The organism is Paractinoplanes bogorensis, from assembly GCF_018829635.1.
Lineage (GTDB): Bacteria > Actinomycetota > Actinomycetes > Mycobacteriales > Micromonosporaceae > Actinoplanes > Actinoplanes bogorensis.
In genome coordinates this window covers 162,454-176,115 of the sequence record NZ_JAHKKG010000003.1, presented here as the reverse complement: position 1 = coordinate 176,115, position 13,662 = coordinate 162,454, and the positions used below count along the sequence as shown (strand labels likewise).

The 13,662-nt window shown below is 70.6% G+C and carries 9 protein-coding genes; 3 read left to right on the top strand and 6 right to left on the bottom strand.

Features of this window, described 5'->3' with window-relative positions:
* Positions 1 to 28: 28 nt before the first annotated feature.
* Positions 29 to 1,711 (top strand): ABC transporter ATP-binding protein, encoded by a 1,683-nt coding sequence (locus tag KOI35_RS09440; protein ID WP_215785708.1) that lies wholly within the window; start codon positions 29 to 31, stop codon positions 1,709 to 1,711.
* The gene (locus KOI35_RS09435) at positions 1,708 to 3,420 is read left to right on the top strand and encodes an ABC transporter ATP-binding protein (protein WP_215785707.1); all 1,713 of its coding nucleotides are present in this window, start codon (positions 1,708 to 1,710) and stop codon (positions 3,418 to 3,420) included. The genes KOI35_RS09440 and KOI35_RS09435 overlap by 4 nt, the downstream gene beginning before the upstream one ends.
* A gap of 137 nt (positions 3,421 to 3,557) precedes the next feature.
* Here KOI35_RS09435 and KOI35_RS48825 read toward each other — a convergent pair whose 3' ends face one another.
* Complete coding sequence (locus tag KOI35_RS48825; RefSeq protein ID WP_215785706.1) at positions 3,558 to 4,001, bottom strand: Lrp/AsnC family transcriptional regulator; 444 nt, start codon at positions 3,999 to 4,001, stop codon at positions 3,558 to 3,560.
* A 103-nt stretch (positions 4,002 to 4,104) separates the two neighbouring features.
* Here KOI35_RS48825 and KOI35_RS09425 point away from each other — a divergent pair, with 103 nt between their 5' ends.
* Positions 4,105 to 5,310: a serine hydrolase domain-containing protein gene (locus KOI35_RS09425; RefSeq protein WP_215785705.1), complete on the top strand. Its 1,206-nt coding sequence runs from the start codon at positions 4,105 to 4,107 to the stop codon at positions 5,308 to 5,310.
* A 43-nt stretch (positions 5,311 to 5,353) separates the two neighbouring features.
* Here the strand turns inward: KOI35_RS09425 and KOI35_RS09420 are convergent, their stop codons facing one another.
* The 5 genes from KOI35_RS09420 to KOI35_RS09400 form a co-directional block, all read right to left on the bottom strand.
* A complete protein-coding gene (locus KOI35_RS09420; protein WP_215785704.1) occupies positions 5,354 to 5,896 on the bottom strand; it encodes a hypothetical protein in 543 nt (180 codons plus the stop codon).
* A gap of 87 nt (positions 5,897 to 5,983) precedes the next feature.
* Positions 5,984 to 10,108: a LamG-like jellyroll fold domain-containing protein gene (locus KOI35_RS09415; protein WP_215785703.1), complete on the bottom strand. Its 4,125-nt coding sequence runs from the start codon at positions 10,106 to 10,108 to the stop codon at positions 5,984 to 5,986.
* Between the two features lie 302 nt (positions 10,109 to 10,410).
* Complete coding sequence (locus KOI35_RS09410) at positions 10,411 to 11,508, bottom strand: sugar kinase (protein ID WP_215785702.1); 1,098 nt, start codon at positions 11,506 to 11,508, stop codon at positions 10,411 to 10,413.
* On the bottom strand, positions 11,505 to 12,176 hold the full coding sequence (gene eda, locus KOI35_RS09405) for a bifunctional 4-hydroxy-2-oxoglutarate aldolase/2-dehydro-3-deoxy-phosphogluconate aldolase (RefSeq protein WP_215785701.1): 672 nt from the start codon (positions 12,174 to 12,176) through the stop codon (positions 11,505 to 11,507). The genes KOI35_RS09410 and eda overlap by 4 nt, the downstream gene beginning before the upstream one ends.
* Positions 12,173 to 13,657, bottom strand: coding sequence for an aldehyde dehydrogenase family protein (locus tag KOI35_RS09400; protein ID WP_215785700.1), 1,485 nt, complete (start codon positions 13,655 to 13,657; stop codon positions 12,173 to 12,175). Before KOI35_RS09400 ends, eda begins: the two co-directional genes overlap by 4 nt.
* Positions 13,658 to 13,662 lie beyond the last annotated feature (5 nt).

The following is a 13,662-nucleotide window of genomic DNA, read 5'->3' as shown; positions in this document are numbered from 1 at the left end:
CCAGGTAAGGCCAACCTAAGCTGCGCCCGTGAACGGAGGACAGACAAGCGTGCTGCGGCGCGCGGTCACGCGCAATGCCCGCCGGCTGACCGTCGGCACCACGCTGGTCAGCGGTCACCAGGCCTGCGAGGCACTGGTCCCGATCATGATCGGGGTGCTGGTCGACCAAGCGGTGGCGACCGGGAACCTCGCCCGCCTGGCGCTCGGCGTGGCCGCCCTGGCCCTGCTGTTCTTCCTGCTCAACACGGTCTACCGGCTGGGCGCCCGCCGCCTCGTCGACGCGATCACCGAGGAGGCGCACCGGCTGCGTCTCGAGGTCGCGGCCAAGGTGCTCGACCCGCGCGGCGCCCGCACCGGCCTGAGCGCGGGCGAGGTGCTGAGCGTCTCGACGAGCGACGCCGACCGTACGTCGTACCTGCTCGACTACGTCCCCCGGTTCGCCGGCTCGCTGGTGGCCGTGATCGTCTCGGCCGTCTCGCTGTTCCTCATCTCGGTGCCGCTGGCGCTGGCCGTGCTGGTGGCCACTCCCCTGCTGCTCGGCGGCCTGCAGCTGATCGGCCCGCGGATCACCCGCCGGGTCGCCGACCAGCAGGAACAGGCCGGACGGGCCACCGCGCTGGCCACCGACCTGGTCACCGGGCTGCGGCCGATCCGGGGCATCGGCGCCCAGGACGCGGCCGCACGCCGCTACCACGAGGTCAGCCGCCGTTCGCTGGACGCAACCCTGAGCGCGGCCCGCGTGCAGGGCGTCTACCGGGCCGTCTCGACCACGGTCAGCGCACTGCTGGCGGGCGGGGTCGCGATCCTCGCCGGCTGGTTCGCGCTGACCGGGCGGATCAGCGTGGGCCAGTTCATCACGGTGATCGGGCTGGCCCAGTTCCTGATCGAGCCGCTGGGCGCGCTGGCCGGGCTGCCCGGTTCGGTGGCCGACGCCAAGGCCTCGGCCGCGCGCATCAACCGGGTGCTCACCGCCGAACCGGCCCGCCCGCACGGCGACACGACCGGCGTCGCGCCGGATGCGCGGCTGGAGCTGAACGGCGTACGGGCGGGCGCTCTGGAAGGTCTTGATCTGCATCTCGCACCGGGCGAGCTGGTCGGGGTCGTGTGCTCGCCCGCCGAGGCCGACGCACTGATCCGGTTACTGGCGGTCGACACGGTGGCCGAATCGGGCACCGTCACCCTCGGTGGCACCGCGCTGGCCGACCTGGCCGACCCGTCACGCCACGTGCTGGTCGAACCGCACCACGCCGATCTGTTCACCGGCACGCTCCGCTCCAACGTGGCGATCGGCGGCGAATCACCGGCGAACCTGAAGGCCGCGCTGAAAGCATCCGCGGCCGACGAGGTCGTCACCGCCCACCCCGACGGCCTGGACGGCGCGGTCACCGAACGCGGCACCGGCCTCTCCGGCGGGCAACGGCAACGGATCGCGCTGGCCCGCGCGCTGTTCGCCGCTCCCCCGGTGCTCGTGCTGCACGATCCGACCACCGCGGTGGACGCGGTGACCGAGCACACGGTGGCCCACGGCGTACGGGAATTGCGGCATGCCCCCGGCTCCCGCAGCGCGACCCTGGTCCTGACCGGCAGCCCGGCGCTGCTGGCCCAGGCCGACCGGGTCGTGATGCTGCGGGACGGCGCGGTGAGCGCCTCCGGGGCGCACGCCGAACTGACCGCGTCGAACGAGGCCTACCGGGCGGTGGTGCTGCGATGACCGGCCTGCCCATCGCCACTGCCACGGAGACCTGGCGCTGGCTGCGCGGACAGTTGAAGGCCCGCCCCGGCGAGGTCGCCCTCACTCTGCTCACCGGCCTGGCCGCCGGCGCCGCCTCGATCATCGCCGTCTACGCCCTGGGCCTGCTCGTCGACGACGTCCGCGACGGCGCCGGGGTCGACGCCATCGTGCCGATCGCCGTCGTCGTGGTCGCCGCCGCGCCGGTCGCGGGCATCACCACCGGCCTGTCCTGGTGGCTGATCGCCCGGCTCAGCGAGAGCATCCTGGCCGCCCTCCGCGAACGCACCCTCACCGTCGCCCTGCACCTGCCCGCCACCGTGCTCGACCGCACCGGCCGCGGCGACCTGCTCTCCCGCGTCGGCGCCGACGTCGCCGCAATCGGCCGCGCCGCCTCGGGCGTCCTCCCCCAGGTCGTCTCGGCGCTGCTGCTGGGCGCGCTGAGCCTGGTCGCGATGTTCGGCCTCGACTGGCGCCTGGGCCTGGCCGGCCTGGCCGCGGTTCCGTCCTATGTCCTGGGACTGCGCTGGTACCTCCCCCGCTCCGGCCCCCAGTACGCCGCCCAGCGCGAAGCCGTCGGCGCCCGGGCCCAGCAGCTGGTCGAAAGCCTGCAGGGCGCCCGTACGGTCCACGCCTACCGCGTCTCCGACCAGCACCTGGACGCCCTGCGCACCACGTCGGAACGCGCCCGCGACGTCGAACGCAACGTGTTCGGCCTGTTCATGCGCTTCGGCTGGCGCATCAACCGCAGCGAGTTCCTGGGACTGGCTGCCATCCTCACCGTCGGTTTCTTCCTGGTCGACGGCGGCTACGTCACGGTCGGCGAGACGGCGGCGGCCGCGGTCCTCTTCCACCGCCTGTTCAACCCGGTCGCCCTGGTCATGTTCACCTTCGACGACATCCAGTCGGCCGGCGCGAGCCTGGCCCGCCTGGTCGGCGTCCGGCAACTGGAACAACCAACCCCGGTTTCCCGTACGCCGTCAGACAGCTCGCTGGAGCTCCGCGGAGTGTCGTTCACCTACGACGGAACGACTCCCGTACTGACGGACGTCGACCTGCGCATCGAGCCGGGAGAGCGGGTCGCGTTGGTCGGTTCGACCGGGGCGGGCAAGACCACTGCTGCTTCCCTGGCCGCGGGCATCCTACGTCCCGATCGCGGTGAGGCCCTGGTCGGCGGAGTCCCGTCCCACGAAGTCCCGCCGTCCGCGGTGGCCGTCGTGAGCCAGGAGACGCACGTGTTCGCCGGCCCGCTCATCGAGGACCTGCGCCTGGCCCGTCCCGATGGGGACGTGGCGGCGGCGCTGGCCACGGTCGGCGCTCTGGAGTGGGCATCGGCGCTGCCGTCCGGTCTGGACACCGTGGTCGGCGAGGGCGGGCATCCGTTGACCGCTGCGCAGGCTCAGCAGCTGGCGCTGGCCCGGTTGGTGCTGCTCGACCCGGCGGTGGCGGTGCTCGACGAGGCCACGGCTGAGGCGGGCAGTTCCGGTGCGCGGCGGTTGGAGGAGGCTGCCTTGGCCGCGACGCGGGGCCGCACTACGCTGGTCGTGGCTCACCGCCTGACCCAGGCCGCGGCGGCCGACCGGGTGCTGGTCCTGGAGCACGGCCAGGTAGTCGAGTCCGGCACCCACGACGACCTGGTGGCGGCGGGCGGCCGGTACGCCGACTTGTGGTCGGCCTGGCAGTCCCGCTGAAGCCGGAGCACTGGACGTCGGCACGGATGGACGTGGAGGTTCAAGTCCCCCTCCGGACACACACTATTGCGGTTGCAGGAGGCGGTGCTGGAGAGCCTCATGGGCGGTGATCAGCCGCCGCAAACCCCGATCCGTGGTCAGCTCTGTCCGAGAGGGATGCGTCCCATCAGGGTGTTGAGCATGACTCGCGACCGGGTCTGGGCGACGTGCGGATTGCGGCGCAGATCGATCAGGAACGACTCCAGATGGTCGGTGCCGTCGGTCTGCACCAGCATGACCACGTCGCTGTCGCCGGCCGCCGAGAAGGCGATCAGCACCTCGGGCCGGCCCTCGAAGACCCGGATGACGTCGTCCCGTTCCGTGCGGGCGGTGCAGAACAGTTCGACGATGGCGTGCAGTTTCCGGGTGCCCGGCTCTTCGACGATCGTGGTGTAGCCGCGGATCACGCCGTCGCGTTCCAGGCGGTCGATCCGCCGCTTCACCGCCGGGATCGACAACGCGACCGTCCGGGCGATGTCGGTCAGGCTCGTCCGGGCGTTGACGGTGAGCTGGTTAAGAATCTGACGATCGATCGAATCCACGTTAATAATCTAGCCACCAAAGCAAAGACAGCAACTATTCCTTCCGTACGGGCATGGGTAGCGTTCTTTTTTGACATATCGATCGCCATAGAGGAGTGCCCGCATGAAAGCGTTCGCCGTCGCCTTGGCCGGCCTGCTCGGCCTCGGCGCCCACCCGGTCGTCGCCGGCACATCACTGGCCGCGCTGGCCGACCGCGAAGTGCGAAGCGGAGCGCCCGGAGTGGTCATCCGCATCGACAACGGCAGCGGGCGGACGATCGAGGTGGCCCGGCAGGCGTCCTGGACCCGGGCCGATCATCGGCTGTCCGTGGACGACCAGTTCCGGATGGCCTCCAACACCAAGGTCATGGTCGCGACGCTGGTCATGCAGCTGGTCGCGGAACGGCGGGTGCGCCTCGACGATCCGGTGGCCAGGTGGCTGCCCGGCGCCCTCGCCGACGGGCGGAGGATCACCGTACGAATGTTGCTGAACCACACCAGCGGGCTGCCCGACTACCTCGTCGACGTCGAGGAGGCGCGGTTCGACACCGAGGTGCTGCGGGCGGTGACCGGCGAGCAGCCGCGCGACTACACGCCGCAGCAGCTCCTCGACATCGCCGCGCGATATCCGGCCAAGGGTGCACCCGGAGAGCGCTTCTCCTACAGCGACACGAACTACATCGCGCTCGGCATGATCCTGGAGCAGGCCACCGGCAAGAGCCTTCCCGTCCTTCTGCGCGACCGGATCGTCCGGCCGCTCGGTCTGCGCGACACCTACTTCGCGACTGATGGACGCTCCCGTGACGGCAACCGGCTCGCCCGCGGGTACGAGCCGGACGGGGCTCACCTCGCGCCGTTGCTCGAGCAGTTCGGAGCCCCGGCCGGAACCGCCTTCGCCGGGCCCACCCGCCACGAGCACACCGACGTGACCGGCCTGAGCCCGAGCTGGGCCTGGGCCGCGGGCGCGGTCGTCTCCACCCCGCGCGACTTCACGCGTTTCCTCAGTGCGCTGTTCTCGGGCCGCCTGCTCCCGGCCGCGCAGCTCGCCCAGATGCGGGTAACCGTGGAGGACCCGGCCGGCGACGGCAGTATGCGGTACGGCCTGGGCGTCATGGAGTACACCAACTCGTGCGGCACCGTGTGGGGCCACACGGGCGGCATCCCCGGATACGGAAGCCAGAACTACACCGACAGCACCGGCCGCCGCACCATGACCGTGGTGTCGACCACGCAGTTCGGGGCCAAGTTCCCCGAGGTGGCGGTGGCGGACCAGGCGGTGGTCGACGCGGCCGTCTGCGTTATGCTCGACCGGCCGATCCCGGCGACCTGATCCGGACCCGGCCCGGACCGTGCGGTCCGGGCCGGGCTGCTGCCTATCGGAGGCGGGCCATCGCCGCCTGGGCGAGGCCGTTCGCGACGGTCGGGTCGCCGGCGCCGAGGTAGGAGTCGGAGACCATGATGACCACGACGTGGCGGCCCACCGCTGCCGCCACGTAGGCGACCCAGCGGTCGCCCTGGTCGTAGTTGCCCTGGAACAGCACGGTGTCCGGGCCGAGGTGGTCCTCGGCGATCGGGTCGAAACCGTCGTCGCCGCCGCCGACACCACACTCGGCGAGTTGAGACTTCAGCTCGGTGAGATAGCGCTGAGCGCCGTCGCCCCGGAACCGGGCCACGTTCTGGTAGACGCGGAACCGGGTGTTGTAGTCGGCGGCCTGTGCCCGGCTCACCACCGGGCGCGGGATCGGCCGGTCCGCACACGGTTGTGGCAGCAGCGGCCACGCCAGCCCCGCCTCAACCGGGCCGGGCACCGCACCGCCCAGGTCGTCCGGCTGCAACATGAACCGATCCGGAATCCCCCGTGGGTGCGCCACGGCCGGCACGGCGGCGGCCAGCAGGCCCACCACCGCAGCAATCATGGCAATCAATATGCGTCGCATATCGGCCATCATGGCGACCGCCCGCAAACGGCCCCCGGGGAGGACGGATCCCCGGGGGCCGTCCGCTTATCGGCGACCCGAGTTCAGCTGGGTCACCTGGTCGGCGGTCAGTTCGTAGCTGTAGAGACGGAAGTCGTCGATGGAGCCGTCGAACCGCGAGTCGCCCCAGCTCGTCCCGCCGAGGAAGTTGGCTGTGGTGTTGCCGCCCACGCCGACGTCACCGATGGTGATGGGGAGATCGTTGCGGACGGCCTGCTGGACGCCGTTGAAGTAGATCTTTCCGCTGGAGCCGTTCTGGGTGAAGACCACGTGTGTCCACTGGTTCAGTGGCAGGTCGCGACCTGCGCCCAGCAGGAGCCGCTCCTGTGCGGCCACTCCGGGGGCCTTGAAGGTGGCGCCGAAGCCGGTTGTTCCTCCGTTCGTCGCTGATTGGAGCAGGAAGAATGTGTCGGTGCTGCTTCCGATCTGCAGCAACGGCACCCAGCTCGGCAACATGTCGGGCCGGGCCCAGAAGGAGACGGTGAACTGGTTGGTCAGGCCGGCCTCGATGTTGTCGGGGAGCCGGACCTCGTTGCCCGACGTGGCGGCGCCGCCGGGCAGTGACACCGCGTTGCCGAACCGGCCCGTGGTGGTCCAGGCCGTCGTGCCCTGCAGGGTGGCGGCGCCGATCGACGTCTTGGTTCCACCATTGGAGGCAGTCGTGCCCTGGCCCTCGTCGAAGGTGTAGCGCACCGACGAGCCCTCGGCGTACATCGCGGCCACGTCGGCCGCGCTCAGGGTGGACGTGTACAGGCGTACGTCGTCCATCAGGCCGTCGAACGGGGCGTCGCCGTAACCGTTGCGGCCCAGCCAGTTGTTGGTGGTCGGGCCGATCGCGCTCATGTCGACGGTCAGGTTCGTACGGCTGGCGATCGCCGCCCCGTTGAGGTAGAGCGTGCCGACCGCACCCTGGCGGGTGAAGGCGACGTGGTTCCACTGGCCGGCCACCACGTCCTGGGCCGGTGTGGCGTAGACCCGTTCCTCGGGGCCGGTTTTCGCCTTGAAGGTGGCGGCCAGACCCGTACTGCCGCTCGCCTGGGTCTGCATCTGGATCTGGAAGTAGCTGCCGGCCGAGCCGAGCCCGTCACCGATGTGGAACAGGCCGGTCCAGTTGCTCTTGGTGTCGGGGCGCACCCAGAAGCCGGTGGTGAAGTTGGCCGCGTTCTGCAGCAGGTTGTCGGGCAGGTCGACGGCGTTGGTGTTGCTGCCGCCGGGCAGGTTGACGGCCTTGCCGATGATGCCGTTGGCCGACCAGCCGGTGGTGCCGGTCAGGACGGCGGCTCCGGGCCCGCCGGCCGCGCCGGTGTTGGCCGCCGAGGTGCCCGTGCCCTCTTCGAACTCGTAGCGGACGGGAACACCGGTGGCTACCGGCGGATCGTCGCCCACGACCACGAGGTCGTCGACCATCATTCCGGCGCCGCCGGTGCTGCGAAGGGTCAGCGTCGCAGTGCTGGACGCGGCGGTGAAGGTTCCGGCATAGGTCGCATAGTTTGCGGTTGAGGGTTGGGTGGCGGTCAACGTGGCGCTCAACCCGGAAACTGTCAGGGCCGCCGTGGCCGCGGAAGAGCCGGAAGACCGGCTGTCACGGGCATAACGCAGCGAAACCCGATAGGTGGAACCGGGGGTCAGACTTGTGAGGGTGCGGTTGATGTTGCCCGAGGTGCCCAGGCTGAGCTGATAGCCGGTGAGGCCGAGCCCACCCTGGCCGGTGGCGGTTCCCCGGACGAGCTGAACCTGGCTCGCGACCGTCCACGGCGACATCCGGCTGTTGCCGGGAGCGACGTCCACGGTGGCCGGGGCGACGTTGGTGCGCCACTCGACCGGCACGCGGGGGTACTCGAACTGGTCGACGACCCGCGGGTTCAGCTGGGTCATCTGCACCGTCGGGTCGATCTTGACGATCTTCGCGACCGACGGGGTGCCGGACGCGTCCCAGACGAACAGCATGTACGAGCCGGGAGGCGCGTACGTGCCGTTGACCGGGGCGGTGATATTGACCGTCCCGCCGGACTGCGTGAACTGCAGGTCCTGGAAGTTCTGGTCGTTGTTGAAGCCGTGCGTCACCGACCCGTTGCGGACCAGCGTGACCCGCGAGACGGTGCTGGACGCGGTGATCGCGAAGCTGCCGTTGTAGCCGATCTTCGCGGGGGCGGTGCTGATCGTCGGGCGCGGGGCGAGCTGGTCGCCGTTGAACAGGTAGGACGGCGAGTAGTACTCGACGTCGGTGTAGTTGCGCGGGCCGGGCGTGCCGCCGCCGCCCATCATCACGCGGCCGTCGGGCAGCAGCAGCGCCGCCGAGTGGTAGAGCCGGGCGTGCTGGTAGGGCGAGGCGACCTCGGTCCAGGCCCGGGTGTCCGGGTCCCAGATCTCGGCGTTGGTGACGTAGCCGCCGTTGCCGTTGTTCTCGCGGCCGCCGCCGGTCACGAGCACGTCGCCGTCGGGGAGAACGGTCGAGGTCGCCCAGTGCCGCTGGTACTTCATCGGCGGGGTCGACGCGATGACCGGGTTGGCCGCGCCACCGGTGATGTCGACGGTGAAGCCGGCGCGGGCGCCGTCCGGGCCGCCGCCGTTGCCCCACCAGCCGCCGCCGACCTGCAGGATCTTGCCGGGGCGGTACATGGTGGCGGTGGAGGTGGCGCCGACCGGGTTGCCGTTGGCGCCCTGGTTGGCGACGCCGGTGGGCAGCGTGCCGCGCAGGACGATCTGTCCGGTGCCGTTGTTGCCGGCCGGGTTGAGTTCGTACATCTGGGTGCCGGTGATGTTGAACAGGGTGCCGCTGCCCGGCGTCACGAACGCCCGGGGGTACCACCAGCGGTTCTCGTCGGCGCCGGCGTGGTCCGAGCCGCCGTCCCCGTACGCGGCGGGGCTGCGCGCGCCGTCGAGCAGCTTCCAGCCCGAACCGGACTGCGGGGTGTAGATCTCCGGGGTCAGCACCCCGGGTCCGCCCGGCCCGCCCTTGAGGCTGCCGCCCTGCACGACGATGTCGCCGTTGGGCATGGTGGTGCCGGTCGGGTACCAGCGCGGGATGTTCAGCGGCGCCTTGGTCTGCAGCCCGTTGTTGGTCGAGTAGCTGGTGACGCCGACCGAGCCGTCGTTGGGGGCGTTGCCGCCCATGCCGTCGTCACCGCCGACCGTCATGGTGGAGTGGTCGTGCGCGTTCTGCACCTGCATGGAGCAGAACAGGTCGGTGTAGGTGACGTTCGGGAGGATGCCGGCGGTCACATTGGACAGATTGCGCGGCACCGCGGGATCCCAGATGTCGATCTCCATGTGGCCGCCCTGGGTGACCGCACTGTTGCCCGACCAGTCGTACGGGTTGGTGTCGGTGCCCCAGCCGCCGACGCTGCCGAACGACTGCACCTTGCCGTCCGAGGTGAGTGCCATGTTGATCGGCACCAGAGGCCACGGGGTGATCGGGCTCCACGCGCCGGCCCGGTCCTTCACCGGGGGCGAGCAGTCGGCGTTGAGCAGCCCCGCGGCGTACGCGAGACCGTTCTTCATCTGGGCCAGCATGTAGGACTCGGAGTACGCCGTGCCCTCGTGGCCCATCGACGTGTACCAGGAGCGGCCCGAGTCGATCGTCTGGCACCAGGTGACCGGGTGCGACGTTCCATTGTGGCCGCCGCCGTACGAGGACTCGTCCGCCTCGATCAGCGTACGGACGTTGGGCGCCGGGTTGACCACCCAGTCGTACCACTCGTCGCTGCGGGTGATCGAACCGGTCACGCCCTGGGTGAGCGGGTGGGCGGTGTCCTTCACGAACACGCGGCCGGGGCGGACGCCAGGGTTCTCCGGGTGTCCTTCGGAGACGGCGCCGACCAGCCGGGCGTAGAACGGGTTGACGTCGTGCTCGCTCTCACCGACCGACCAGGCGGCGTAGTGCATTCCCATGTAGCCGCCGCCACCGCGGATATAGGCCTCGAGCGCCGAGCGCTGCGACGCGTTGAACAGCACACCGCCGGTCTGGGCGAAGACCACAGTGTCCTTGTTGGCCAGGTTCGCGGTGGTGAACGCCGCGGGGTCGTCGGTCTCCTGGATGGTGACCGGCTGGTTGTACTGCGTGCCGAGCTGGGTGGCCAGGTTCCGGACGGCGGTGCGGGCCTGGACGTTCGAGGCGTGGAAGTTGGGCTTGTAGAAGAGCAGGACGTTCAACTGTCCATCCGGGACAGCGGCGGCCGGCGCCGGGGCGGCAACGGCAGCAACGAAAAAGGTCAATGCGGCAAGAAGGGAGCGGACAGACCTGCGGGGCACTTTCATGAGAGATCCCTCGCGGTTCGGGCTGAGGGTGGCGGCGAGGACGGAGCCGCCACCGAGTGGCCTGAACGTAAGACATTGTGAAGAACTGTGTCTATATACATGAACAAATATATTCTGAGTTCATGTATGCGAATCATCTCCGGATAAAGAGGTAGGCCCGAAGGGAAAAGTCCCCCGGGCCTACTCCCGTCAAGCCTTTACCGGCGTACGCGGGCGTTGCCGCCGGCGGCCAGCGCCCGGACCTCCTCCCGGGTCGCCATCGAGGTGTCCCCCGGTGTCGTCATGGCCAGCGCGCCGTGCGCCGCCCCGAGTTCCAGACAGGTCTGCAGCTCCTCGCCCTCGAGCAGCCCGTAGACCAGCCCGGAGGCGAACCCGTCGCCGCCGCCGACCCGGTCGAAGACGGCCAGGTGGTCACGTGCCACCGACGTGAGCACGCCGGTCTCGGGTGACCAGGCGATCGCCTGCCAGTCGTTGTCCGAGGCCGAGTGGACCGTCCGCAACGTCGTCGCCACGACCGACAGCCACGGCATCTTCTCGGCCACCGTGCCGACCATCGCCGCGAAGCTGTCGATCGGCAGCGCCCGCAGGTTCTCGTCCACGTGCTCGACGTCGAACCCGAGGGCGGCGGTGAAGTCCTCCTCGTTGCCGATCATCACGTCGACGTGCCGGGCCAGCCTGGTGTTGACCTCGCGGGCCACGTCCGTGCCGCCGATGCCGGCCCACAGGCTGGGCCGGTAGTTGAGGTCGAACGAGACGACCGTGCCGTGGCGCTGCGCGGCGGCCATCGCCTCCTCGGCCACGGCGGCGGCGTTCCCGGACAGGGCCGCGAAGATGCCGCCACAGTGGAGCCAGCGGACACCACGCCGGCCGAACAGGTCGTCCCAGTCGATCGTGCCGGGACGGAGGTTCGCGATCGCCGTGTGGGCCCGATCGGACACCCCGACCGCACCGCGTACCCCGAAGCCACGCTCGGTGAAGTTGAGCCCGTTACGGACCGTACGGCCGATGCCGTCGTACTTCTCCCACCGGATCAGTGAGGTGTCGACACCGCCCTGCATGATCAGGTTCTCGATCAGCCGGCCGATCTCGTTGTCGGCGAACGCGGTCACCACCCCGGCCCGCAGCCCGAACACCTTGCGCATCCCGCGCGCGACGTTGTACTCGCCGCCGCCTTCCCAGGCCTCGAACCGGCGCCCGGTACGGATCCGGCCCTCCCCCGGGTCGAGCCGCAGCATCACCTCGCCGAGCGCGACGATGTCGAACTCGCAATCGGCGGCTGACCGTATTTCGATCATGAAACCTTTCCCTGTACGTCGGTGGAGGCGCCGGATCGGGCGGCGCCGGAGGAGGTGGCGGCGACCGTGGCCGTGCACCTCGCGGTGACCTCGTCCCACTTCCCGGCCGCCAGCAGGTCGGGCGCCACCATCCAGCTCGCGCCGATCGCCGCCACGGACGGATGGCCGAGATAAATCGGCGCGCTCTGCGCCGTGATGCCGCCCGTAGGCACGAACCGGACCTGCGGGAACGCCGCAGCGAGGGCCTTGACCGTGGGCAGCCCGCCGGAGGCCTCGGCCGGGAAGAACTTGACGGTGTCGAGGCCCAGGTCCAGCGCCGCCATGATCTCGGTGGCGGTGCTGACTCCGGGGATCACCGGCAGGCCGAGCGTCTGACAGCGGCGGACGACCTCGGCGCTCAGGCCGGGCGAGACCACGAACCGGGCGCCCGCCTCGTAGGCCTGGTCGACCTGCCGGGTGGTCAGGACGGTGCCCGCCCCGACCACCAGATCGCTGCGCTGGGCCAGGCGGCGGAGGACGGCCGCCGCCTGGGGCGTACGGAAGGTGGCCTCGGCGACCGGCAGGCCGCCGGCGACCAGGGCGGCGCCCAGGTCATCGGCGGCTCCGGGATCGTCCAGGACGACGACCGGCACCACCCGGTGCCCGCGCAGCACGTCGGCGACGCTCATCGCAGCTCGGCGATGACGGTCTTGAGCTCGGTGTAGTCGTCCAGACCGAACGACCCGAGCTCGCGGCCCCAGCCGGACTGCTTGAAGCCACCGCGCGGCAGCGTGACGTCGTCGGCGTGCCACGTGTTGAGCCACACCGTGCCGGCCCGCAGACGGGCGCCGACGCGGTGCGCCCGGCCGATGTTGTTCGTCCAGACACCGGCGGCGAGCCCGTACACCGTGTTGTTGGCCGCCGCGACGACCTCGTCCTCGGTGTCGAACGGGATCGCGGTCACGACCGGGCCGAAGATCTCGTCGGTCTGCACCGCCATCTGCTCGGTGACGCCGGTGATGAGCGTCGGCGCCACGAAGAATCCACGCTCGCCGGCCGCGTCGGCGCTGCCCGCGTTCAGCGTCGCGCCGTCCGCCACGGCACCCCGGATGTAGCCCAGCACCTTGTCGAACTGCTCCTGGGAGACCAGCGGGCCCATGTTCGAGGCCGGGTCGAAGCCGTCGCCCACCTTGATCGCGCGGGCGGCTGCGGCGACACCCTCGACGACCTGGTCGAAGACACCGCGCTGGACGTACAGGCGCGAGCCGTTGACGCAGCACTGCCCCTCGTTGAAGTAGCCACCCAGCACGGCCCCGGCGATCGCGGCGTCGATGTCGGCGTCGTCGAAGATGATGTTCGGGGCCTTGCCGCCCAGCTCGAGCGAGACCTTCTTGAGGTTGGCCGAGGCGCCCGCGGCGATCTTCTTGCCGACCTCGGTGCTGCCGGTGAAGGCGACCTTGTCGACGCCCGGGTGGTCGACCAGGGCGGCCCCGGTGTCACCGAAGCCGGGCAGGACGTTGACCACGCCGGCGGGCAGGCCGGCGTCGAGCAGAAGCTGGCCGAGGCGCAGCGCGGTCAGCGGGGTCTGCTCGGCCGGCTTGAGGATGACCGTGTTGCCCGCGGTGATCGCCGGAACGATCTTGAAGCAGGCCATCAGCAGCGGGAAGTTCCACGGCACGATTCCCGCGACGACGCCGACCGGCTCGCGGCGGGTGTACGCGTGGAACTCGCGGCCCGGCACCGACATCGGGATCGAGGTGCCCTCCATCTTGGTCGCCCAGCCCGCGAAGTAGCGGAACAGCTCGGCCGCGGTGGCGATGTCGCCGTCCCGGGCCGCCTCGACGCGCTTGCCGTTGTCGAGCGCCTCCAGCTGGGCGAACTCGTCGGCGTGGGCCTCGATCAGGTCGCCGATGCGCCACAGCAGGTGGGACCGGTCCCGCGGCGTCATCTTCGACCACGGCGATCCGGCCTCGAACGCCGTACGGGCCGCCACGACCGCGCGGTCCACGTCGACGGACGACGCCTGGGCGACCTGGACCAGCACCTCCTCGGTCGACGGGTTGATGGTGGCGAACGTGCGGCCGTCCTTCGCGTCCACCCATTCGCCGTCGATGAGCAGCTGCTTGGGCGCGGACAGGAACGAGCGGACGGCGGGCAGCAGTGCGGACATAGCGG